This window comes from Nonomuraea sp. NPDC049646, assembly GCF_044465525.1.
Taxonomy (GTDB): Bacteria; Actinomycetota; Actinomycetes; order Streptosporangiales; family Streptosporangiaceae; genus Nonomuraea.
In genome coordinates this window covers 244,745-265,363 of the sequence record NZ_JBITLU010000009.1, presented here as the reverse complement: position 1 = coordinate 265,363, position 20,619 = coordinate 244,745, and the positions used below count along the sequence as shown (strand labels likewise).

The following is a 20,619-nucleotide window of genomic DNA, read 5'->3' as shown; positions in this document are numbered from 1 at the left end:
GCCCTACGGATCAGTGACGAAGGCTCAGCACGACGTTGTCGATCAGCCGGGTGCCGCCCACCCGGGCCGCCACGGCGAGCACGGCCGAGCCCTCGTAGGAGTCGTCGACCTCCTTGAACGTCGCCGGATCGACCAGCGCCAGGTAGTCGAGGTCGAGGTCGGGCCCGGCCTCGTCGAGCACCGCGCGGGCGGTGGAGCGGATCGCGCCGGCGGTGAGCTCGGCCGCGCCCGCCCGCAGGGCGCGGGACAGGGCCAGCGCCACCGTGCGGTCGCGCGCCGACAGGTAACGGTTGCGGCTGGACAGGGCCAGGCCGTCGGGCTCGCGCACGGTGGGCGCGCCGACGATCTCGACGGCCAGGTCGAGGTCGGCCACCATGCGGCGGATGACGGCGAGCTGCTGGGCGTCCTTCTGGCCGAAGATCGCCACGTCGGGACGGACCAGGTTGAACAGCTTGAGCACCACCGTCAGCACGCCGTCGAAGTGGCCGGGCCTGGAGGCGCCCTCGACGATCGAGCCCATCTCGCCCGCGCAGACGCTCACCTGCCGGTCGGGGCGGTACATGTCCTCGGGCGAGGGCGCGAACACGACGTGCACGTCCTCCTCCCGGCACACGTCGAGGTCGGCGTCGAACGTACGGGGATAGCGGGAAAAATCCTCGTTAGGACCGAATTGCAGCGGGTTGACGAAGATGCTGACGACGACCTGGTCGGCGCGCACGCGGGCGGCCCTGATCAGCGACCGGTGGCCCTCGTGCAGCGCGCCCATGGTCGGGACCAGCGCCACCCGGCCCGTGCCGCGCGCCTTCGCCAGGTCGTCCCGGTTGCCGGCCACGATCAGATCCATTGCTGCCCTCCACACCCGACGGTCAGGTCCATATATTGCCCCCAAGCGCGTCGAGCAGCCGCTCCGCCTCCTCCGGTTTGAGCAGCCCCGCGGCCAGCGCCCGGTCGGCGGTGAGCCGGGCCAGCGCGATGTAGGCGTCGGCGGCCTCCGGGGCGGCCAGGATCAGCGCGTCGACGTGTTTGCGCACCGTGCCTGCGTCGCCGCGGACGACCGGCCCGGTCAGCCCGGCGATGCCCAGCCGCAGCACGTTGTCGAGCGCCGCGCCGAGCAGCGGGCCCAGCATCCGGCCCGGGTGCTCGACGCCGATGCGCCCGAGCAGCTCCTCGGACTCGGCGATGAGCGTGACCATGTGGTTGGCGGCGTTGGCCAGGGCCGCGTGGTAGAGCGCGCGGTCGCTCTCGGCGATCCAGACCGGCTCGCCGCCCATCTCGATCACCAGCGCCTCGGCGACCGGCCGCAGCAGGTCGGGGGCGGTGACGCCGAACGAGATGCCGGTGATCTTGTTGAGGTCGTCGTCGCGGCCGGTGAAGGTCATGACCGGGTGGAGCGCGAGCGGCAGCGCGCCCACGCCGGCTGCGGGTTCGAGCACCGACAGGCCGTACGCGCCGCTGGTGTGGACGAGCAGCTTGCCCTGGAGGTCGGCGCCCGTACGGGCCAGGCCGGCCACGAGGTCGGGCAGCGCGTCGTCGGGGACGGTCAGCAGGATGAGCTGGGCGGCGGCCACCACCTCGTCGGGCCGCGTCAGCTCCACCCCGAGCCGGTCGGCGGCCCACCTTCGCGACCTGTCGGAGACCCCGCTCGCGGCCACGATCCGGTGGCCCGCCTGCGCCAGCGCGGCGCCGAGCGCGGAGCCGACCTTGCCCGCGCCGAGCACGCCGACGGTCAGCCGTGCCGGGCGATCACCTGCGTCCATGACGTCTCACCCCTGTCGACCGTGATGGCACTGCCGACCAGCGTAACCGGCGGGCGGCGCCGCACATGTCGCGGGCCGACGAACGCGGTCAGGCATGTCCGCCGCTTTACCGACCGTTGAGTTAACGACAAATGCGACAGGGGCATACGAATCGTGCACCCCCTGTCGAAAGAGATGAGGAGAGGGGTCCACGCACGACGACGGGCGCCGGGTCCTGACAACCCGACGCCCGCCTGGATGCGACCTCTTGGAGGTGCACTGACCGGTCATCCGCCGACTGACCGGCCGGGATCAGAGCCCGGACCGCGCGCGAGCGGTCCGGGCTCTCCCTGCCTCAGCGGCTGTAGACCGCGGTGTTGGGGCTCCCCTGACAGCCGTTGATCGGCACGGCCTGGATGCCGATGTTGTTGCCGCAGACGGGCACGACGGCGGTGATGGGGAGGTGGATCGGGCTGCCGCTCAGGATGCCGTTGTTGCCGTGGGTGACGTCGTCGGCGTACGCGGGGGCCGCCAGCGCCAGCAGGGCAATGGCACCTGCCATGACCAGAGTCTTCTTCACGGGGGGCTCCTCTCAGTATGCGGCCGTTGCGGCCGCAATGCTTTGGTGGAGCGATCCGGCTCGCCGCTTACCGCGGATGGGCGAAACGCAGTCGCTCGGTGACAGTACGTAAACGTTAGCGCAATGTAGCGACCAAGTGTAGTCAATCAATGACTTAGCGTGGTGAGAGCCGGAGTCATGAGATAGTCAGCGTCATGTGGCTCACCTGGCGCGCAGCGACCGAGCGCGCGCTCTACGGCGAGGAGGGTTTCTACCTCCGCGAACGCCCTTCGCGCCACTTCCGCACCTCGGTCGGGGCCTCGGCGGTGTTCGCCGAGGCGATCCTGACCCTGCTGGCGGAGGTCGACGACGACCTCGGCTCACCCGAGTGGCTCGACCTGGTCGACATCGGCTCGGGCGAGGGCGTGCTGGTCCGCCGCGTCCTCGACCTGGCCGAGCCCGCTCTGCGCGACCGGCTCCGGGTCACGTGCGTCGACCTGTCGCCCAGGCCCCCTGGCCTGCCCGACGAGGTCGAGTGGCGCCGCTGCCTGCCGTCCAGCATCACCGGCCTGGCCGTGGCCAACGAGTGGCTCGACAACATCCCTATCGACGTGGCCGAGCAGACCTCCGGCGGCCCGCGCCTGGTCATGGTCAACACCCGCACCGGGGAGGAGCGCCTCGGCGGCCCGCTGCGGCCCGCCGACCGCGAGTGGCTCGACCGCTGGTGGCCGCTGCCGCACGTGGGCACCCGCGCCGAGATCGGCCGTCCCCGTGACGACGCCTGGGCCTCCGTTCTGGTACGCCTCGCCCGCGGCCGGGCGATAGCCGTGGATTATGCACACCCTGTGGATAACCGACCGCTCTGTGGCACGCTGACCGGTTACCGCGACGGCGCGGTCGTCGCCCCCGTCCCCGACGGGACCTGCGACATCACCGCCCACGTCGCGCTCGACGCGTGCGCCGAGGCCGGGCGGCGGGCCGGCGCGATATCCACAACCTTGTCCACACAGCGTGACATGTTGCGGGCGCTGGGCCTCACCGGCGCCCGGCCGCCGGTCGAGCTCGCCCGCACCGATCCGCGCGGCTACGTGCGCGCGTTGTCGAGGGCGTCGGAGGAGGGCGAGCTGATCGATCCGGCCGGGCTCGGCGGGTTCGGCTGGCTCAGCCAGAGCCGGTGACGTCGAGGTCGAGCGAGCGCAGGCCGCGGATGACGAAGCCCGGCTTGTAGACCGGCTCGGCGCGCAGCTCGATCGTCCCGACCCGGTCCAGCAGGGCGGTGAACGACTCCGTCAGCTCGATCCTGGCCAGCGGCGCGCCCAGGCAGAAGTGGATGCCGGCGCCGAAGGAGATGTGCGGGTTGTCCGGACGGCCCAGGTCGAGCCGGTCCGGGTCCTCGAACACCTCGGGGTCCCTGTTGGCCGAGCCGAACAGGCAGGCGACCTCCGAGCCGCGCGGGATCCGCACGCCGTGCACCTCGATGTCCTCCAGCACCCAGCGCTCGAAGAGCTGCAACGGGGTGTCGTAGCGCAGCAGCTCCTCGATGGCGGTCGGCAGCAGCGAACGGTCGGCGCGCAGCCGGGCCAGCTCCCCGGGGTTCTTCAGCAGGGCCCGCCAGCCGTTGCCGGTGACGTTGACCGTGGCCTCGTGGCCGGCGTTGAGCAGCAGCACGCAGGTGCCGGCCAGCTCGTCGAGGGTCAGCTCGGGGATCGCGGCCAGGGCGCTGACCAGGTCCTCGCCGGGGTTCGCGAGCCGGTCGCGGGCCAGGTCCTTGAGGTAGGACTCGAACTCCTCGGCCGCGCGGACCGCCTGGTGCTGGGTCTCCAGGCTGGGGTTGAGCTCGTACATGCCGCACATGTCGGCCGACCAGGGGCGCAGCAGGTGACGGTCCTGCTCGGGCACGCCGAGCATCTCGGCGATGACGGTGACCGGCAGCGGCTCGGCGACCTCGGCGATCAGGTCGCCGCCGCCCTTCTCGACGTAGGCGTCGATCAGGCCCTCGGCGATGGCCCGGACGCGCGGGCGCAGCGACTCGACCATGCGCGGCGTGAACGCCTTGGACACCAGCCGGCGCAGCCTCGTGTGGTCCGGCGGCTCGACCTCCAGCATGCCGTTCCTGCTGACCCGCCAGAAGGCTTCCTGGAACTCCGGCGCAGGCTGCCGGCCGAACTCCTCGTGCGTGGCGACGTGGGTGTAGTCGCGGCCCAGCCGCCGGTCCCGGAGCAGCGCGTTCACGTCGGCGTGCCGGGAGATCAGCCACTGGTTGGACGGCTCGAAGTAGCGGACGGGCGCCTCGCGCCTCAGCTCGTCGTACGCCGGATAGGGGTCGACGACGAAATCCGGATTCCAGGGATCAAAGCGCACTATTTCATCTTATGAGACGGGTTGACCTGCTGAGCTTGCGAATCATGCCCGGGTGTCGGTTATAGTGCCGTCGTAGGTCATGAGTGCCAGCGACAAGCCCCGGCTAGCTGGCCGGCAACCCTCGCGTCCGCGGCGGGGTGCCCCGGGTGAAGACCTGGTCCGTCACGAGGTGTGGCGGGCAAGCGCGGGCTCCGTGGCTGCTTCCAGGGGTCCGACCGACCCGTGAGGAGCTGTGCCGTGTCCACTCTGACGATCTTCAACTCCGTCCCCGCCCAGGCCGCCGCCGAGGCCCCCGCCCCCGCCGCCGCCTCCGGGCGGTCGATCCCCGCCGTGCTCGGCGCCGACCTCGAAGTGCCGGTCAAGGGCGGCCGGCTGGTGAGCTACGCCAACCTCGACTACGCGGCCAGCGCGCCCTGTCTTGAGCCGGTCAGCGCCGCCGTCGCCGCCGCGCTCCCGGCCTACTCCAGCGTCCACCGCGGCGCGGGCTACGCCTCCCAGCTCACCACCGCCCGCTACGAGCAGGCCCGCCACACGGTCCGGGCCTTCGTCGGCGCCCGCCCGGACGACGCCGTCATCTTCACCCGCAACACCACCGACGCCACCAACCTGCTGGCCGGCTGCCTGCCCGAGGGCACGACCGTCGTCGTCTTCGACTCCGAGCACCACGCCTCGCTGCTGCCCTGGGAGCGGTCCGTGCGCCTGGCGCCGCCCGCCTTCCCCGGCGCGGCCGTCCGCGCCGCCGACGAGGCGCTGGCCGGGATCGAGGGCCCCAAGCTGCTCGTGGTCACCGCCGCCTCCAACGTCACCGGCGAGCTGTGGCCCATCGCCGCCCTCGCCCACATCGCCCACCGGCACGGCGCCCGGATCCTGGTGGACGCGGCCCAGCTCGTCCCGCACCGCAGGCTCAACCTGACCGCGCTCGACCTGGACTACGTCGCCTTCTCCGGCCACAAGCTGTACGCGCCCTTCGGCGCCGGCGTGCTGATCGGACGCCGTGACTGGCTGGCGGCGGGCGAGCCGTACCTGAAGGGCGGCGGCGCGGTGCGCTCGGTGGGCGAGACCACCGAGTGGCACGACGACCCCGAGCCCCGCCACGAGGCCGGCACCCCCAACGTGCTCGGCGCCATCGCCCTGGCCGCCGCCTGCGACGCGCTCACCGCCACGGGGTGGACGGAGCTGGTGCGCGAGGAGGAGCGCCTGATCGCCCGGCTGCGCACCGGTCTGGCCTCGATCGACGGGGTGCGCGAGCTGTCGTTGTGGGGCGAGGACCACCCGCGGGTGGGGATCGTGTCGTTCGTCGTGGACGGCTACTCGGCCCGGGAGGTGGCCGAGGCGCTGTCCGGCGAGTACGGCATCGGCGTGCGGGACGGGAAGTTCTGCGCGCACCCGTTCGTCCGGCACCTGCTGGGCACCTCGGACGGGGGCTGCGAGGACGGCACCGCCTCGGCGGTGCGCGCCTCCATCGGCATCGGCAGCACGCAGGAGCACGTCGACCGCCTGATCGAGGCCCTGCGCGACCTGGTCAGCCGCTGAGGCTCAGCGGTTGGGCGGCTTCTGCTGGTGCGGCTCGTCGGACACCAGGGCGTCGATGTCCCGCATGTCCTCGTCGTTGAGGTGCCCGGGACGCGGCGCGTTGGGCTGCCGCGGCACATTGGGCTGCTCGGCCTCGCCTGCGGGCCGGGCCGGCGTCGTCGGGCCGCCCTCGGGCCCGGCCTGCGCGACCGGCCCCTCGGTGACGACCGTCGTCGGCTCGGCGCGGCGGGCCGGCCGGTGCGCGGCGAGGTCGTCCTCGGCGATCTGGCGTTCCCTGCGGCGGCGGTACGTCGAGTGGAAGATGCCGTCGAGGCCGATGCGGCCGCCGCCCAGCGCGGCGAGCATCAGGGACAGCGCCCCGAGCGCGCCCGGCAGCTCCCATCCCCCGGTCTGCGACAACACCCCATGGCCCGCGTGCACGAAGACGATCGCGCCGATCATGTCGATGAGCAGCAGCAACGCCACCGGCCGGACCAGCAGGCCGAGGATCAACAGGGCGCCGCCGACCAGTTCGACGATGGCGGCGAATCCGGCCGACAACTCGGGCATGGGCACGCCCATCTCGCGGAACTGCCCCGCCGCGGCACCGAGCCCGCCCTGCCACTTCTGCCAGCCGTGCGCCACGAAGATCACACCGAGTACCACCCGGGAGATCAGGGCCGCCACATCAAACAGGACTCTCTTCACAGTGCTTTCTCCCCCCGTTCCCGGTATTGATCCCCATGTCTGGCTTCGGGATGCGTTGCCATACGATTCCTTGACCATCCCCCACGCTGGATCACCCCGTGGGACGGTGGCAGCATGGGCCCTATGAAGGAACGCGTGGTCGGGATCGGCGCCGGCGCGAAGGAGCTGGCGACCGAGGACATGATCCTCAACATCGGCCCCCAGCATCCCTCCACGCACGGCGTGCTCAGGCTCCGGCTCACCCTCGACGGCGAGCGCATCGAGGCGGCCGAGCCGATCATCGGCTACATGCACAGGGGCGCGGAGAAGCTGTTCGAGGTCCGCGACTACCGTCAGATCATCATGCTCGCCAACCGGCACGACTGGCTGTCGGGGTTCGCCAACGAGCTGGGCGTCGTGCTGGCCGCCGAACGGCTGCTCGGCATGGAGACGCCGGTCAGGGCCGTGTGGGCGCGTACGCTGCTGGCCGAGCTCAACCGGGTGCTCAACCACCTGATGTTCCTCGGCTCCTACCCCCTCGAACTGGGCGCGATCACCCCCGTCTTCTACGCCTTCGACGAGCGCGAGCGCATCCAGGCCGTCATGGAGGAGATCTCCGGCGGCCGCATGCACTACATGTTCAACCGGGTCGGCGGCCTCAAGGAGGACCTGCCGCTCGGCTGGCTCGACCGGGTCGCCGCGGCCGTCGCCGAGACCCGCCGCCGGGTGCCCGACATCGAGGGCCTCATCCTGAACAACGAGATCTTCCTCGCCCGCACCAAGGGCGTCGGCGTGCTGACCCGCGAGCAGATCCTCCAGTACGGCGTCAGCGGGCCCATCGCCCGCGCCTCCGGCGTGGACCTCGACCTGCGGCGCGACGACCCGTACCTGGCCTACGGGGAGCTGCCGGTCACGGTCGTCACCCGGCGCGACGGCGACTGCCATGCCCGGTTCGAGGTGCTGTTCGAGCAGCTCAAGGTCTCGCTCGACCTGGCCGACGCGTGCGTCGCCCGGCTGCGCGAGCTGCCTCCAGGGCCCGTCAACCAGCGCCTGCCGAAGGTGCTCAAGGTGCCCGAGGGCCACACGTACGCGTGGACCGAGAACCCGCTCGGCATCAACGGCTACTACCTGGTCTCCAAGGGCGACAAGACGCCGTGGCGGCTCAAGCTGCGCTCGGCGTCGTTCGGCAACGTCCAGGCGCTGCGCGAGCTGCTGCCGGGGAACCTGGTGGCCGACATGATCGCCATTCTGGGCTCGATGTTCTTCGTCGTGGGTGACATCGACAAGTGAGCACCGCTCCCGAACGCGACAAGTACGTCGACTGGCTGCGCGCCCTCAGCCTCATCGTCGTGGTGGTCTGGCACTGGGCGTTCACGATCCTGGAGTGGAAGCCCAGCGGGCCCGAGCCCACCAGCCCGCTCGGCTTCACCTCCGGGTTGTGGATCCTGACCTGGCTGCTCCAGGTGCTGCCGCTGTTCTTCTACGTCGGCGGCCACGTGCACCTGCTGTCCTGGAACCGGGCCCAGGCGCGCGGCGTCGGCATCGGGGCGTTCGTCTGGCGGCGCATCCGCGCGCTGTCCCTGCCCGCGCTGTTCCTGTGCGGCGTGTGGATCTCCGTCGGGGCGGTCGTCACCTGGGCGTTCCACGTGGAGTGGATGTGGCGGGTGGTGCTGCTCGTGCTCAGCCCGCTGTGGTTCCTCGGCGTCTACCTGGTGCTGATCGCGCTGCTGCCGGTGGCCCTGTGGCTGCACCGGCGCTACGACGTGCTGGCCCTGATCTGGCTCGGCGGCTCGGCCCTGGTCGTCGACGTCGTGCGCTTCCGCTACGGCTACGAGTGGGCCGGCTGGCTCAACATGATCATCGTCTGGGGGCTGGCCCACCAGGCGGGCTTCTTCTACGACCGGATCGTCGTCCTGCCCCGGCGGTACGACGTCGGCATCCTGTGGACCGGCCTGTTCGCCCTGATCGGCCTGGTCTACTCGGGCATCTACCCGGGCTCGATGGTGGGCGTGCCGGGCGACAAGTGGTCGAACATGGCGCCGCCCACGTTCGTCATCGTCGCCCTGCTGATCTTCCAGATCGGCCTGGTCGAGGTGCTGCGCCCGGCCATGGAACGCGTGCTCGAACGCCCCCGCTGGGCCCGCGCCAACTCCTTCATCAACCGCTACGCCCTGCCGCTGTTCCTGTTCCACACGACCGGCATGGCGATCGCCTTAGGGCTGTCGTGGTGGTTGTTCGGCAGCCTCGGCACGAAGATCCCGCCCGACCTGAAGTGGTGGCTGGAACGGCCGATCGCCATCGTCGGGCCGCTGATCTGCACGCTGCCGGTCATCTACCTCTTCGGCCGCCGCCGCTAGTCGGGTTTGCGCTCGTCGGAGTCCTTCGGGATCCGGCAGCAGTGCTCCAGGTACAGGGCCGCGCAGACGAGCACCACGCAGGCCACGAACGACCCGGCCGCCACGAAGAACTCCGAGCGCGGCGTCTCCCGGTCGAAGATCTGCAGCGTGTACGCGGCGAACCCGGCGAACATCCCGGCGAACACCGCCCCCGCGTACGCCGACGCCTTGGCCAGCGCCGCCAGCCGGGCCACCGCCAGCGGCTCGACCGGCTTGGTGTCGGGTTTCCTGGCGATCCTGGCCTTGGTCACCCACCCGCTGTAACCCTCGCCGAGGGCGAGCAGCAGCACGGTCGGGATGGCCGTCCAGGGCATGATGGGCAGGTCGGAGTAGAAATGCCGGACCGCCGCCCAGACGACCAGGGCGACGACGAGCAGGAGAGCGGCCAGCCGGCCGGGATGCGTCGGCTTCAATCGGGCCTCTGCAGCTTCAGGTCGTCACGCAGGCGCACGCCGTGCCGGTCGAGCTCGGCCAGCAGGTCGGCCACCCGGCCCCGGCCCGGCACCGTGGCCTCGGGGTCGATCACCGACCAGGGCACCAGCACGAAAGCGCGCTCGTGGGCGCGGGGATGCGGCAACGTCAGCTCGGGGTCGTCGGACACGGTCTCGCCCACGACGATCAGGTCGACGTCGAGCGTACGCGGCCCCCACCGCTCCGCACGCACCCGGCCGAAGGCGTTCTCCACGCCCAGCGCCCGCTCCAGCAGCGTACGCGGCGGCAGCGCGGTCTCGGCGACGACGACCGCGTTGAGGTACGGCTCCTGGCCTCCCGGCCCCCCGACCGGGTCGGTCTCGTAGACCGGGGACACCTTGACGAACTCCAGGCCGGGGGCGTCGAACAACGTGTCGATGGCTCCCTGCAACGTCTGGAACCGCTCGCCCAGGTTGCTGCCGAGAGCGAGGACGGCCTTCATGCGCGGCTCCGCTCGATCGTCACGATCACATCGTCGAACGGCAGCGGGATCGGCGCCGCCGGTTTGTGCACACTCACCTCGGCCCTGTGCACCAGCTCACTGGCCAGGCAGACGTCGGCCAGCCGCTGGGCCAGCGTCTCGATCAGCTCGACCGGCTCGCCCTCGACCACCTCCACCAGCGCCTGGGCCAGCTCGCCGTAGTGGACGGTCTTGGTGAGGTCGTCGCCGGCCGCCGCCGGGGCGGTGTCGAGGAACAACGTCGCGTCGATCACGAACTCCTGGCCGAGCTCCCGCTCGGCGGGCAGCACGCCGTGCCTGCCCCTGGCCCGCAGGCCCTTGAGAGCGATGCGGTCAGACCTCAAGCTCGCCCTCCTCGTCCTCGTCGTCGTCTCCCTGGAGCACCGGGGAGCCGTGGTGCATCCACAACCGCCAGCCCTGCGAGGTGCGGATGTAGACGTTGCTCGCCACCACCTTGCCCGCGGCGAAGCTGGACTCACCCTCCTCGCCCGCCGTCAGGATGTTCTCCACGCAGGTGAGCACGGCCACGTCGCCCAGCACGGTGGTGTTGACGTCGGTCAGCACGAACTGGATGTAGGTGGTGTTGGCCATGATCAGCGCCCACGACCGCAGCACCTCCGACCGGCCGGTCAGCAACGTCCAGCCCGGATGGACGCAGCTCACCTGGTCGTCGGCGGTGTCCTCGGCCCAGATCTCGGTCATCTTGTCGAGATCGGCGCTCTCGATCGCGGTGTAGAACTCCTGGTTGACCGTCTCGATGGCGGCGGTGTCGACGCTCATGTGCCTGCTCCGGCTCTCTTCCATGCGGCCGCCACGCGCACGGCATCGGCATTGGGACCTACCTCGTGCACGCGCACGCACCAGGCCCCCGCCTGAGCCGCCAGCGCGGTGACCGCCAGCGTTGCGTCGTCGCTCCTGCTGAACGGGCGGGGCGCGCCGTCGGGGCCGGCCAGCAGCCGCCCGAGGAAGCGCTTGCGCGAGGCTCCGATCAGCAGCGGGTAGCCCAGCTCGGCGAGCTGCGGGATGCCGGCCAGCAACGCCCAGTTGTGCTCGGCGTTCTTGGCGAAGCCGAGGCCGGGGTCGAGCACGATCTGCTCGGGGGACACCCCCTCGGCCAGCACGAGATCGACCCGCTTGCTGAGCTCCTCGCGCACCTCTGTCACGACGTCGGCGTAGACGGCGCGGCTGTCCATGTCATGGCTGTGGCCGCGCCAGTGCATCACCACGTAGGGCGCTCCCGTCGCGGCGACCACGCGCGGCATCTCCGGGTCGGCCAGGCCGCCGCTGACGTCGTTGACGAGCCTGGCGCCCGCCTCGACCGCGGCCCTGGCGACCTCGGCGCGCATCGTGTCGACGCTGACGGCCACGCCCTCGGCGTCGAGCGCCCGGATCACCGGGACGACCCTGGCCAGCTCCTCCTCCAGCGACACCCGCGCGGCGCCGGGACGGGTGGACTCACCGCCCACGTCGACGATGTCGGCCCCCTCCCGCACCAGGTCGAGCCCGTGCCGGACGGCGGCCTCTTCGTCGAACCACAGGCCGCCGTCGGAGAAGGAGTCGGGGGTCACGTTGACCACGCCCATGACGAGGCACCGCTCCGTACCGCCCGGCACGTTGATGGGCACGCTAGTCATGGGGCAAGCCTAGGCGTTCCCCCACACCTGCCGACATCTCGGGTCCCCAGTTGTGGATAACGATCGTCACCTGCCGAGAATCAGCGCCATCGCCTCGGAGCGGGTCTTGTCGCTGGTACGGAAGTCGCCGCGGACCGCCGACGTGACCGTCTTGGCCCCCGGCTTGCGCACGCCGCGCATCGTCATGCACAGGTGTTCGGCCTCGACCACCACGATGACCCCGCGCGGCTCCAGCACCCGCATGAGAGCGTCGGCGATCTGCGAGGTCATGCGCTCCTGCACCTGCGGACGGCGGGCGAAGACGTCGACCAGCCGGGCCAGCTTGGACAGCCCGGTCACCTGGCCGCGCTCGTTGGGGATGTAGCCCACGTGGGCCACGCCGTGGAACGGGACCAGATGGTGCTCGCAGGTCGAGTAGACCTCGATGTCCCGCACCAGCACCATCTCGTCGTGGTCGACGTCGAAGACCTTGTTGAGCACGTCTTCGGGGGTCTGGCCGAGCCCGGAGAACTGCTCGGCCATCGCGCGGGCGACCCTGGCGGGCGTTTCGAGCAGGCCGTCGCGGTCGGGATCCTCGCCGATGCCGTAGAGGATCTCGCGTACGGCCTTCTCGATCCGCCCCAGGTCAACCTCGTGCTGGGTCACGCACTGTCCCCGGACTGGAAGGCGTCCTGGTGACCGGAGGTGAGCGAGCCGTTGGCCGACTGCTCCTTCGGGGTCAGGATCGGCGGGCGGTCGGAGGGCAGCCGCTTGCCGTAGCCCGCGTACGAGGGCCGGTGCTCCTTGACGACCACCGGGGCGAAGATCTGCAGGACCTGCTCGCGGGAGAGGGTCTCCTTCTCCATGAGCTCCAGCACCAGGTTGTCGAGCACGTCGCGGTATTCGACCAGGATGTCCCAGGCCTGGTCGTGCGCCGTCTCGATCATCCGGCGGACCTCCTCGTCGATGGAGGAGGCGATCTTCTCGGAGTAGTCGCGCTCGTGGCCCATCTCGCGGCCGAGGAAGACCTCGGCCTGGCCGGTGCCGAACTTACGGGCGCCGAGCTGCTCGCTCATGCCGTACTCGGTCACCATGCGGCGGGCGACCGCCGTGGCCTTCTCGATGTCGTTGGAGGCGCCGGTGGTGGGCTCGTGGAAGACGAGCTCCTCCGCCGCGCGGCCGCCGAGCAGCATCGCGAGCTGGTCCATCATCTCGGACCTGGTGGCCAGGAACTTGTCCTCCATCGGCAGCGTCATCGTGTAACCGAGCGCGCGGCCGCGGGACAGGATCGTGATCTTGTGGACCGGGTCGGAGTTGGGCAGCGCGTGCGCCACCAGCGCGTGACCGCCCTCGTGGTAGGCGATCATCTTCTTCTCCTTGTCGGACATGACCCGCGACTTGCGCTCGGGCCCTGCCATGACACGGTCGATCGACTCCTCGAGGACCTCCATCGTGATCAGCTTCTGGTCGGCCCGCGCGGTGAGCAGGGCCGCCTCGTTGATCACGTTGGCCAGGTCGGCGCCGGTGAACCCGGGGGTGCGGCGCGCGATGACGTCGAGGTCGACGTCGGGCGCGAACGGCTTGCCGCGACCGTGGACCTTGAGGATGCCCTTGCGGCCCTCCAGGTCGGGACGGTCGACCGTGACCTGCCGGTCGAAACGGCCCGGACGCAGCAGCGCCGGGTCGAGGATGTCGGGCCGGTTGGTCGCGGCGATGAGGATGACGCCGCCCTTGACGTCGAAGCCGTCCATCTCGACGAGCAGCTGGTTGAGGGTCTGCTCGCGCTCGTCGTGACCGCCGCCCAGGCCGGCGCCGCGGTGGCGGCCGACGGCGTCGATCTCGTCGATGAAGATGATCGCGGGGGCGTTGGCCTTGGCCTGCTCGAACAGGTCGCGCACGCGGGAGGCGCCGACGCCGACGAACATCTCGACGAAGTCGGAGCCGGAGATCGAGTAGAAGGGCACGCCCGCCTCACCCGCGACCGCGCGGGCCAGCAGGGTCTTGCCGGTGCCGGGCGGGCCGTAGAGCAGCACGCCCTTGGGGATCTTCGCGCCGATCGCCTGGAACTTGGCCGGGGCCTGCAGGAACTCCTTGATCTCCTGGAGCTCCTCGATGGCCTCGTCGGCGCCGGCGACGTCGGCGAACGTGGTCTTGGGGGTGTCTTTGGTGATGAGCTTGGCCTTCGACTTGCCGAAGTTCATCACCCGGGAGCCGCCGCCCTGCATCTGGTTCATGATGAACAGGAAGATCAGCACGATGATGACGATCGGCAGGAAGCTCACCAGGATGCTGAGCAGGAAGTTCTCCTGGGGCACCTCGGTGGTGAAGCTCTTCGTCTTGTTGGCGTCGACCTGGGCCTGCAGCTCGTCGGTCAGCTTCGCGCCGTAGCCGCTGACCCAGTTGGACTGGATCAGCTTCGCCGGGGCGTCACCCGGCCGGACGACGATCGGCTTGATGAGGGTGAGCTCGACCCGATTGTCCTTGTCGACGACCTTGGCGCTGGTGAAATTGCCGGCGCGAATCTGCTGGAGGACCGTGGACGTGTCGGCCTGCTTGAAATTGCCCCCGCCGCTCCAGAGCTGGGTGACGAGCAGGAGCAGCACGACGATGCCCAGGATCCACAGCAGTGGCCCACGTGTAAATCGCTTGAGATCCATCCGATGCGGAACCCCTTGCGGGCCCGTCCCTTCCTGACCATGGCCTGGAACCCCGGGCTGGCCCGGGGCCGCGGCATCCGACACCGCGACTTCTGACTACCCGAAGGGGACTTGCGGTCACCCTTCCGGAGTCTGAAGGTACACCGGCACGGCGCACGGAGGGACCCGCCCGCTACACCGGTCTTGCCCTATCAACGTACGTCACGTTGCGCGATGTTCCCGGCCATGGCCGGGATTACTACTTATAAACGTGCGGCGCGAGCGTTCCGATGAACGGCAAATTGCGGTAGCGCTCCGCGTAGTCGAGCCCGTAGCCGATGACGAACTCGTTGGGAATGTCGAAGCCGACGTATTTCACGTCGATCGGCACCTTCACCGCGTCCGGCTTGCGCAGCGCGGCGCAGATCTCCAACGACGCCGGATTGCGCGACTTCAGGTTTTCCAGCAGCCAGTGGAGGGTCAGGCCGGAGTCGATGATGTCCTCGACGATGAGGACGTGGCGGTTCAAGATGTCGGTGTCGAGGTCCTTCAGCACCCGTACGACGCCGGAGGACTTGGTGCCCGCGCCGTAGGACGACACCGCCATCCAGTCCATCTGCACCGGCACGTGCAGGGCTCTGGCCAGGTCGGCCATCACCATGACCGCGCCCTTCAGCACGCCCACGAGCAGGACGTCCTTGCCCGCGTAGTCCTCGTCGATGCGCCCGGCAAGCTCTTTGATCTTGGCCTGGAGGTCGTCCTCGGGGATGAGGACCTTCTCCAGGTCTTTGCCCATGTCGGCAGCGTCCACCTGTGGTTCCTTAAACGATGGGACTGATGGCGAGTATCAGGGTGCCATACCGCCGAACTGCGGACAGACCTCCGGGTAGATCGACCGCCTTCTGCCCGTGCCATTGCGTGACCAGCCGATCGACCGCCAGCACGTGGGTGGCGGAAAGCGCGCCGGAGGGCGTGCCCGCCGCGATGGCCGCGCGCCGCAGCACCCTTCGGCGCACGGCGTCGGGCAGTTTCTCCAACTCGGGAACGGACAGGACGACCGCCTCTCCGATATCGCTAAGAGCGCAATTCGGGAACGCCGATTCGGCCCACTGGTCGAGGGCGTCGGCGTCCTCCCGTGCCATTGCGGCGGTCCGCGCGAGCGCCTCGGCCACCCCCGGCCCGAGTTCCTCGTCGAGCATCGGCAGGATGCGCTTCCTGACGCGGACGCGGGTGTAGCGGGGGTCGTCGTTGTGCGGGTCGTCCCAGGGGGCGAGGGACATGGCGGCGCAGGCGGCGACCGTCGTGGCCCTGGGCAGGGCGAGGAAGGGCCGGCGGTAGCGGCCCGCGCGGGCGGCCATGCCGGAGATCGAGCGCAGGCCGCTCCCCCTGGCCAGCCCCAGCAGGACGGTCTCGGCCTGGTCGTCGCGGGTGTGGCCGAGCAGGACGGCGGCGGCCCCCAGCCGGTCGGCCGCCTCGGCCAGCGCGGTGTACCTGGCCTCGCGGGCGGCGGCCTCCGGGCCGCCGTCGGCGCCGACGGTGACGGTGAGCACCTCGGCCGGGGTCAGGCCGAGACCGGCGGCGATGCCGGCGACCTGCCGGGCGCGGCCGGCCGAGCCCGGCTGGAGCTGGTGGTCCACCGTGAGCAGGCCAGCGCGCAGGCCGGCGCGGGGGGCGACGAAGGCCAGCGCCGCCGCCAGGGCCAGCGAGTCGGCGCCGCCGCTGCACGCGGCCAGGACCAGCGCGCCGGTGCCGGCGAGGTCGGCCAGCGCCTCGCGGACGGCCCGGCGCACGTCGGCGACGGCTGGACGGGGACCCACAGGAGCCATTGTCCCGGCTGCCGCGACCTGCCGCACGTCACGGCAACCGGGAAGGGACGGTCAGGCGGGAAGGGCCGGGGTGCCGATGACGCGGTGGATCCAGGCGTCGGGGTCGGCGATCTCGGGGGTCGTGGGCAGGGTCTCCGGGGAGGTCCAGACCTTGTTGAAGCCGTCCATGCCGACCCGGTCGACCACCTTGCGGACGAACGCGGAGCCCTCGGCGTACTGCTTCATCTTGACCTCGATGCCCAGCAGGCGCCGCACCGTGCGGTCGAGCCGGGAGCCGCCCTCGCGGCGCTGGGCGAACTTGGCGCGGATCTCCGAGACCGACGGGACCACCGAGGGGCCCACGGCGTCCATGACGAAGTCGCCATGGCCTTCCACCAGGGTCATCACGGCCGTCAGGCGGTCGAGGATCTCCTTCTGGGCGGGCGACTGGATGGCGTCGATCAGGTTGCCCTCGCCGCCCCTGACCACGTCGGCCACCGTGTCGGCGGCGTTGCGCAGGCGGTCGAGGAGCGTGGGCAGGTCGAGGTCGGAGGCGAGCAGGAACTCGGTCATCTGCGACCTGACGTACTCGCGCAGCCAGGTGACGCCGGTGAACTGCACGCGGTGGGTCTCCTCGTGGAGGCACACCCACAGGCGGAAGTCGCGGGGCACGACGTTCATCTCGCGCTCGGCGTGGACGATGTTGGGCGCCACGAGCGTCAGCCGGCCGGTCGGCTCCTGGCCGGTCGGGTCGGGCGGCAGGAACAGCTCGTACTGGCCGAGCACCCGGGAGGCGAGGAAGGCGAGGACGGCCCCGACCTCGACGCCGGTGATGCGCGAGCCCACCGCGGTGACGATGGCGGGCGGCGGGTTGGCTCCGCCGCCCATGCGCTGGGTCAGCGGTTCGAGGACCACGCGGAAGCCCTCGACGTTGGCCTTGATCCAGCCCGGCCGGTCGACGATGGTCGCGGGCTGCGGCGCGGTCTCGGTGTGGATCTTCGTGAACTCGCGCACGTGGCCCTCGGCCTCACGTGACAGCGTGCGGAGCTCGGCGACGGCCTGCCTGGCCTCCTCCTTGCTCACCTGAGGACCGGGGCGCACCAGGCGCGTGCCGGTCGTGACGGCCAGATCCCAGTCGATCACCTGCATGACGTCCACCGTACGTTGTTCTCGTCACGCCTGCGAAGAAGCGGCGTTCAGGATCGCGCGACGATCGCGGCGAGCCTGTCGAGCACGGGCTCGGCGTTCACCGGCACGTCGTCGGCCAGGAAGGCGAAGGTGACCAGCCGGCCGTCTTTGGTGGTGGCCAGGCCGGCCAGGGTGTTGACGTTGTTCAGCGTGCCGGTCTTGGCGCGGACGAGGCCGACCTGGCCCTTGCTGTCGGCCCGGGTGAAGCGCTTGCCGTTGCCCAGCGTGCCGGAGAAACCGGCGATCGGCATGCCCGAGTCGACGGCCCGCAGCTCGGGATGCCCGGCCGAGCCGGCGATGGCGATGATCCTGGCCATGGCGTCGGCGCTGACCCGGTTGCGGATGGACAGGCCGCTGCCGTCGGCGACGCTGACGCCCTTGGTCACGCCGAGCCGCCGCATGACCCCGATCACCGCCTCCGCGGCCCCGGCGTAGGACGCCTCCTTGCCCTCCTTGATGGCGACGTGCCTGGCCAGGGCTTCGGCCATGTCGTTGTCGCTGTGGGTCAGGGTGTGCTCGACCAGGGCGTACAGGGGCGCGGAGTCGACCTTGCCCAGCTCGGCGGCGCCCGCCGCGGCCCGCTCCTGGCGGACGTCCTTGGCGACGGTGACGCCGTACCTGGGCAGCAGCCGGGCGAAGGCGGCGGCGGCGTACGCGGCCGGGTCGGGCACGCGGGGCCGGGCGCCGGGGCGCTGGCGTCCCTCGTCCATGGCCAGGGCGTGGACGGGGGCCGCCTCGCCGTCGGGCACGTAGTTGGGCTTCCAGCCGGGCGCGATGGCCGGCCCGGTGAACAGGCTGTCGTCGTAGGAGAGCGTGACCTTCCTGACGCCCTTGGCCTTCAGCGCGGCGGCGGTCCGGGCGGCCAGGGTGGCGAGGGAGGCCTGCTTGGGGTAGCCGGGCCTGGCCGACGGCCCGGCCAGCAGCGGGTCGCCGCCGCCCACCAGGACGATCGCGCCGGGCGCGCGGCCCTGGACGACGCGGGTGGAGAAGCGGGTGTCGGGGCCCAGCGAGGCCAGCGCCGCCGTGGTCGTGACGACCTTGTTGGTGGAGGCCGGGGTGATGCCCGTGTCGGGGTTGGAGGCGAAGATCCGGGCGCCGGTGGCGGCGTCGAGCACGACCGCGCCCACCCGGCCGCCCAGTGCTTTGTCACCCAGCGCGTCGGTGAGCTGGCGGGTCAAAGTACTCTTAGTCGGGAGAGGTCCGTCTCCTGACGTCGCCGAAAGCTGGGCCAGCACAGGCCCCGAGGTGACCACGGGGGCGGGGGGGATTCCCCGGGGAGACGCCGTCGGCCCGATCGGTGACGGCTGCCTCGTCAGCGCGCTCAGGTTGAAGTCGCTGGTCATGGCGTAGACGCCGATGACGATCGTGACGATCTGGAGCACGGCGAGAGTGGCCAGCATCATCGAACGCTCGTGCCGCGCCACGTCGCCTGACCTCTCTCCTGGTGTTCGCCTACGAGACATTAACGCCCAGCCGGGACTTCCCGGGGGCCTTGAGCGGAGGAACCGCGGTGGAGTTCGACGTTGTCGTTGAGATTCCCAAGGGGCAACGGAACAAGTACGAAGTGGACCACGAGACCGGAAAGATCAGGCTTGACCGGCTCCTGTTCACCTCCACGCAGTACCCCGCCGACTACGGCTTCATCGAGAACACCCTCGGCGAGGACGGCGACCCGCTCGACGCGCTGGTGCTGCTCCAGGAGCCGACGTTCCCGGGGTGCTACATCACCTGCCGCGCGGTCGGCATGTTCCGGATGACCGACGAGAAGGGCGGGGACGACAAGGTCCTGTGCGTGCCCTCGACCGACCCCCGGATGCACCACATCCAGGACATCCACCACGTGTCGGAGTTCGACCGGCTGGAGATCCAGCACTTCTTCGAGGTCTACAAGGACCTTGAGCCCGGCAAGTCCGTCGAGGGCGCCAACTGGGTCGGGCGCATCGAGGCCGAGGCCGAGATCGAGCGCTCGTTCCACCGGGCCAAGGACGCGGGTCACCACCACTGATCCTCACCGGGGCCTGGTGGCGCCCACCAGGTCCCCTCTCCAGATCGGGGCGACCCGCACCACGTCGCCGGTCTGGGGCGCGTGCACCATCTGGCCCTGGCCGACGTAGATGCCCACGTGGTGGATCGTGCCGGGGTCGTCGGTGATGCGGCCGAAGAACAGCAGGTCGCCGCGGCGGAGCTGGTCCAGCGGCACGTGCGGGCCGGACGTCCACTGGGTTCCGGTCCAGTGGTCCAGGCGCACGCCCACCTGCTCCCAGGCGCGCATGACCAGGCCGGAGCAGTCGTAGGTGTCGGGGCCCGCGGCGGCCCACACGTACGGCTTGCCGAGCTGGGTCAGCGCCCAGTTGGCGGCCAGGTTGCCGCCCGCCGACCCGGCCGCCAGGCCGGCCGCCGACAGGGCCAGGGCCCGCCGTCTGGCCAGCAGCTCGGCGTGGCTGCGGGCGGCGTTGACCCGGTGCTGGAGCTGCCGCCGCTCCACCCGGAGGGTGCGCGTCTCGCGGCGCTGCCGGGCGACGGCCGCCTCCGCGGCCAGCTTCGCCCGCCGGGCCCGCTCCGAGGCGGCCTGCCGGGCGTCGTAGGCCTTCTGCGCCTGCGTACCGAGGATGGCGGCGACCTCCTGGGCGTCGCGCATCCTGCGCAGGATCTGGGCCCGCTCGTCGCCGAGCTGGCCGAGCACGCTCGCCCGGTGCAGGAAGCCGTCGACGCCGCCCTCGTCGATGAGCATGCCGACGATCGGGTCCATCGGCGTCATCCCGCCGTAGCTCTGCGCGGCGAGCAGCGCGACGGCCTGCCGGGCGCGCTCGGCCTCGGCGTCGGCCGCCGCCCGGCGCGCCTGGGCCTGCGCGTACGACTGCTCGGCCTGCCGCAGCCGGACCAGCTCGCCGTTGTACGCCTCCACCTGCCGTTCCACGGCCGCGGCCAGCTCGTCGAGCCTGGACTGGGCCGCGGCCAGCCCGGCGCTGGCCACCCCCAGCTCCTTCGAGCGGTCGCGGGCGGCCTCGCGCGCCTTCTTCACGTCCTTGGCCGACGGCATGGGGTCGGCCAGCACCGGCGAGCCGGGGGTGAACGGACACAGAGTGGCCAGCAGGGCGCACGCCAGGAGCCCGGCCCGAAATGCGCGCATAGGTCCCCCTGAAAACAGATGGTTACTCTATGCACACAGTTCCCAGCGCTTTCATGCACGTAACG

The 20,619-nt window shown here is 71.0% G+C and carries 22 protein-coding genes and 1 riboswitch; of the genes, 5 read left to right on the top strand and 17 right to left on the bottom strand.

The annotated features are described in order from the left end of the window. Positions 1 to 10: 10 nt before the first annotated feature. The 3 genes from panC to ACIBQ8_RS27635 all read right to left on the bottom strand — a co-directional run bounded on the left by panC (position 11) and on the right by ACIBQ8_RS27635 (position 2,316). Positions 11 to 844, bottom strand: a complete 834-nt coding sequence (gene panC, locus ACIBQ8_RS27645) for a pantoate--beta-alanine ligase (RefSeq protein ID WP_397193333.1) — start codon at positions 842 to 844, stop codon at positions 11 to 13. A 22-nt stretch (positions 845 to 866) separates the two neighbouring features. Continuing rightward, positions 867 to 1,757: a DUF2520 domain-containing protein gene (locus ACIBQ8_RS27640; protein ID WP_352318630.1), complete on the bottom strand. Its 891-nt coding sequence runs from the start codon at positions 1,755 to 1,757 to the stop codon at positions 867 to 869. A gap of 334 nt (positions 1,758 to 2,091) precedes the next feature. Then, positions 2,092 to 2,316, bottom strand: a complete 225-nt coding sequence (locus tag ACIBQ8_RS27635) for a chaplin family protein (protein WP_352358570.1) — start codon at positions 2,314 to 2,316, stop codon at positions 2,092 to 2,094. Positions 2,317 to 2,510: 194 nt separating this feature from the next. Between ACIBQ8_RS27635 and ACIBQ8_RS27630 the strand changes: the two genes are divergently transcribed. After that, a complete protein-coding gene (locus ACIBQ8_RS27630) occupies positions 2,511 to 3,473 on the top strand; it encodes an SAM-dependent methyltransferase (RefSeq protein ID WP_397193332.1) in 963 nt (320 codons plus the stop codon). On the opposite strand, the gene ACIBQ8_RS27625 is transcribed toward ACIBQ8_RS27630, so the two are convergent. Continuing rightward, positions 3,457 to 4,656 carry a cytochrome P450 gene (locus ACIBQ8_RS27625; RefSeq protein ID WP_397178510.1) on the bottom strand — a complete coding sequence of 400 codons (1,200 nt, stop codon included), beginning with the start codon at positions 4,654 to 4,656 and terminating at the stop codon, positions 3,457 to 3,459. The two genes, ACIBQ8_RS27630 and ACIBQ8_RS27625, sit on opposite strands and share 17 nt — an antisense overlap. A 75-nt stretch (positions 4,657 to 4,731) precedes the next feature. Then, a riboswitch (SAM riboswitch) is annotated at positions 4,732 to 4,847 on the top strand. Positions 4,848 to 4,893: 46 nt separating this feature from the next. Between ACIBQ8_RS27625 and ACIBQ8_RS27620 the strand changes: the two genes are divergently transcribed. Further along, the gene (locus ACIBQ8_RS27620; RefSeq protein WP_397193331.1) at positions 4,894 to 6,189 is read left to right on the top strand and encodes an aminotransferase class V-fold PLP-dependent enzyme; all 1,296 of its coding nucleotides are present in this window, start codon (positions 4,894 to 4,896) and stop codon (positions 6,187 to 6,189) included. 3 nt (positions 6,190 to 6,192) lie between these two features. On the opposite strand, the gene ACIBQ8_RS27615 is transcribed toward ACIBQ8_RS27620, so the two are convergent. Then, positions 6,193 to 6,876 carry a DoxX family protein gene (locus ACIBQ8_RS27615; RefSeq protein WP_397193330.1) on the bottom strand — a complete coding sequence of 228 codons (684 nt, stop codon included), beginning with the start codon at positions 6,874 to 6,876 and terminating at the stop codon, positions 6,193 to 6,195. A 123-nt stretch (positions 6,877 to 6,999) separates the two neighbouring features. On the opposite strand from ACIBQ8_RS27615, the gene ACIBQ8_RS27610 reads away from it, so the two are divergent. Both ACIBQ8_RS27610 and ACIBQ8_RS27605 read left to right on the top strand, forming a co-directional pair. After that, entirely contained in the window at positions 7,000 to 8,145 is a 1,146-nt protein-coding gene (locus ACIBQ8_RS27610) for an NADH-quinone oxidoreductase subunit D (RefSeq protein WP_397178507.1), read from the top strand. Further along, a complete protein-coding gene (locus tag ACIBQ8_RS27605; RefSeq protein WP_397193329.1) occupies positions 8,142 to 9,212 on the top strand; it encodes an acyltransferase in 1,071 nt (356 codons plus the stop codon). The genes ACIBQ8_RS27610 and ACIBQ8_RS27605 overlap by 4 nt, the downstream gene beginning before the upstream one ends. On the opposite strand, the gene ACIBQ8_RS27600 is transcribed toward ACIBQ8_RS27605, so the two are convergent. From ACIBQ8_RS27600 to dacB, 11 genes are all read right to left on the bottom strand, one after another. Then, entirely contained in the window at positions 9,209 to 9,664 is a 456-nt protein-coding gene (locus tag ACIBQ8_RS27600; RefSeq protein WP_352358558.1) for a DUF3180 domain-containing protein, read from the bottom strand. The genes ACIBQ8_RS27605 and ACIBQ8_RS27600 overlap by 4 nt on opposite strands. Then, positions 9,661 to 10,164: a 2-amino-4-hydroxy-6-hydroxymethyldihydropteridine diphosphokinase gene (gene folK, locus ACIBQ8_RS27595; protein WP_352358556.1), complete on the bottom strand. Its 504-nt coding sequence runs from the start codon at positions 10,162 to 10,164 to the stop codon at positions 9,661 to 9,663. Before folK ends, ACIBQ8_RS27600 begins: the two co-directional genes overlap by 4 nt. Next, positions 10,161 to 10,526: a dihydroneopterin aldolase gene (gene folB / locus ACIBQ8_RS27590; RefSeq protein ID WP_397178505.1), complete on the bottom strand. Its 366-nt coding sequence runs from the start codon at positions 10,524 to 10,526 to the stop codon at positions 10,161 to 10,163. The genes folK and folB overlap by 4 nt, the downstream gene beginning before the upstream one ends. Then, positions 10,516 to 10,962: a nuclear transport factor 2 family protein gene (locus ACIBQ8_RS27585; protein WP_352318611.1), complete on the bottom strand. Its 447-nt coding sequence runs from the start codon at positions 10,960 to 10,962 to the stop codon at positions 10,516 to 10,518. The genes folB and ACIBQ8_RS27585 overlap by 11 nt, the downstream gene beginning before the upstream one ends. After that, positions 10,959 to 11,765, bottom strand: coding sequence for a dihydropteroate synthase (folP, locus tag ACIBQ8_RS27580; protein WP_352358846.1), 807 nt, complete (start codon positions 11,763 to 11,765; stop codon positions 10,959 to 10,961). Before folP ends, ACIBQ8_RS27585 begins: the two co-directional genes overlap by 4 nt. Before the next feature lie 117 nt (positions 11,766 to 11,882). Then, a complete protein-coding gene (folE, locus tag ACIBQ8_RS27575) occupies positions 11,883 to 12,461 on the bottom strand; it encodes a GTP cyclohydrolase I FolE (RefSeq protein WP_352318609.1) in 579 nt (192 codons plus the stop codon). Continuing rightward, positions 12,458 to 14,452: an ATP-dependent zinc metalloprotease FtsH gene (ftsH, locus tag ACIBQ8_RS27570; RefSeq protein WP_352358549.1), complete on the bottom strand. Its 1,995-nt coding sequence runs from the start codon at positions 14,450 to 14,452 to the stop codon at positions 12,458 to 12,460. Before ftsH ends, folE begins: the two co-directional genes overlap by 4 nt. A gap of 238 nt (positions 14,453 to 14,690) precedes the next feature. Beyond that, the gene (gene hpt / locus ACIBQ8_RS27565; RefSeq protein WP_352318606.1) at positions 14,691 to 15,242 is read right to left on the bottom strand and encodes a hypoxanthine phosphoribosyltransferase; all 552 of its coding nucleotides are present in this window, start codon (positions 15,240 to 15,242) and stop codon (positions 14,691 to 14,693) included. Between the two features lie 10 nt (positions 15,243 to 15,252). Continuing rightward, complete coding sequence (tilS, locus tag ACIBQ8_RS27560; RefSeq protein WP_397193328.1) at positions 15,253 to 16,257, bottom strand: tRNA lysidine(34) synthetase TilS; 1,005 nt, start codon at positions 16,255 to 16,257, stop codon at positions 15,253 to 15,255. A 51-nt stretch (positions 16,258 to 16,308) separates the two neighbouring features. After that, positions 16,309 to 17,385, bottom strand: coding sequence for a zinc-dependent metalloprotease (locus ACIBQ8_RS27555; RefSeq protein WP_397193327.1), 1,077 nt, complete (start codon positions 17,383 to 17,385; stop codon positions 16,309 to 16,311). 47 nt (positions 17,386 to 17,432) lie between these two features. Then, positions 17,433 to 18,848, bottom strand: coding sequence for a D-alanyl-D-alanine carboxypeptidase/D-alanyl-D-alanine-endopeptidase (gene dacB / locus ACIBQ8_RS27550; protein ID WP_397193326.1), 1,416 nt, complete (start codon positions 18,846 to 18,848; stop codon positions 17,433 to 17,435). An 86-nt stretch (positions 18,849 to 18,934) separates the two neighbouring features. Between dacB and ACIBQ8_RS27545 the strand changes: the two genes are divergently transcribed. Continuing rightward, entirely contained in the window at positions 18,935 to 19,429 is a 495-nt protein-coding gene (locus ACIBQ8_RS27545; protein ID WP_397178501.1) for an inorganic diphosphatase, read from the top strand. 3 nt (positions 19,430 to 19,432) lie between these two features. Here the strand turns inward: ACIBQ8_RS27545 and ACIBQ8_RS27540 are convergent, their stop codons facing one another. Beyond that, complete coding sequence (locus ACIBQ8_RS27540) at positions 19,433 to 20,554, bottom strand: C40 family peptidase (protein ID WP_397178500.1); 1,122 nt, start codon at positions 20,552 to 20,554, stop codon at positions 19,433 to 19,435. Positions 20,555 to 20,619: the final 65 nt, after the last annotated feature.

What these genes read in the sequence shown, in the direction of transcription:
- panC (WP_397193333.1), bottom strand. Translation starts at nt 844, where the DNA reads ATGGATCTGATCGTGGCCGGCAACCGGGACGACCTGGCGAAGGCGCGC.
- ACIBQ8_RS27640 (WP_352318630.1), bottom strand. Translation starts at nt 1,757, where the DNA reads ATGGACGCAGGTGATCGCCCGGCACGGCTGACCGTCGGCGTGCTCGGC.
- ACIBQ8_RS27630 (WP_397193332.1), top strand. Translation starts at nt 2,511, where the DNA reads ATGTGGCTCACCTGGCGCGCAGCGACCGAGCGCGCGCTCTACGGCGAG.
- ACIBQ8_RS27610 (WP_397178507.1), top strand. Translation starts at nt 7,000, where the DNA reads ATGAAGGAACGCGTGGTCGGGATCGGCGCCGGCGCGAAGGAGCTGGCG.
- folK (WP_352358556.1), bottom strand. Translation starts at nt 10,164, where the DNA reads ATGAAGGCCGTCCTCGCTCTCGGCAGCAACCTGGGCGAGCGGTTCCAG.
- ACIBQ8_RS27585 (WP_352318611.1), bottom strand. Translation starts at nt 10,962, where the DNA reads ATGAGCGTCGACACCGCCGCCATCGAGACGGTCAACCAGGAGTTCTAC.
- folP (WP_352358846.1), bottom strand. Translation starts at nt 11,765, where the DNA reads ATGGGCGTGGTCAACGTGACCCCCGACTCCTTCTCCGACGGCGGCCTG.
- ftsH (WP_352358549.1), bottom strand. Translation starts at nt 14,452, where the DNA reads ATGGATCTCAAGCGATTTACACGTGGGCCACTGCTGTGGATCCTGGGC.
- tilS (WP_397193328.1), bottom strand. Translation starts at nt 16,257, where the DNA reads ATGGCTCCTGTGGGTCCCCGTCCAGCCGTCGCCGACGTGCGCCGGGCC.
- ACIBQ8_RS27555 (WP_397193327.1), bottom strand. Translation starts at nt 17,385, where the DNA reads ATGCAGGTGATCGACTGGGATCTGGCCGTCACGACCGGCACGCGCCTG.
- ACIBQ8_RS27540 (WP_397178500.1), bottom strand. Translation starts at nt 20,554, where the DNA reads ATGCGCGCATTTCGGGCCGGGCTCCTGGCGTGCGCCCTGCTGGCCACT.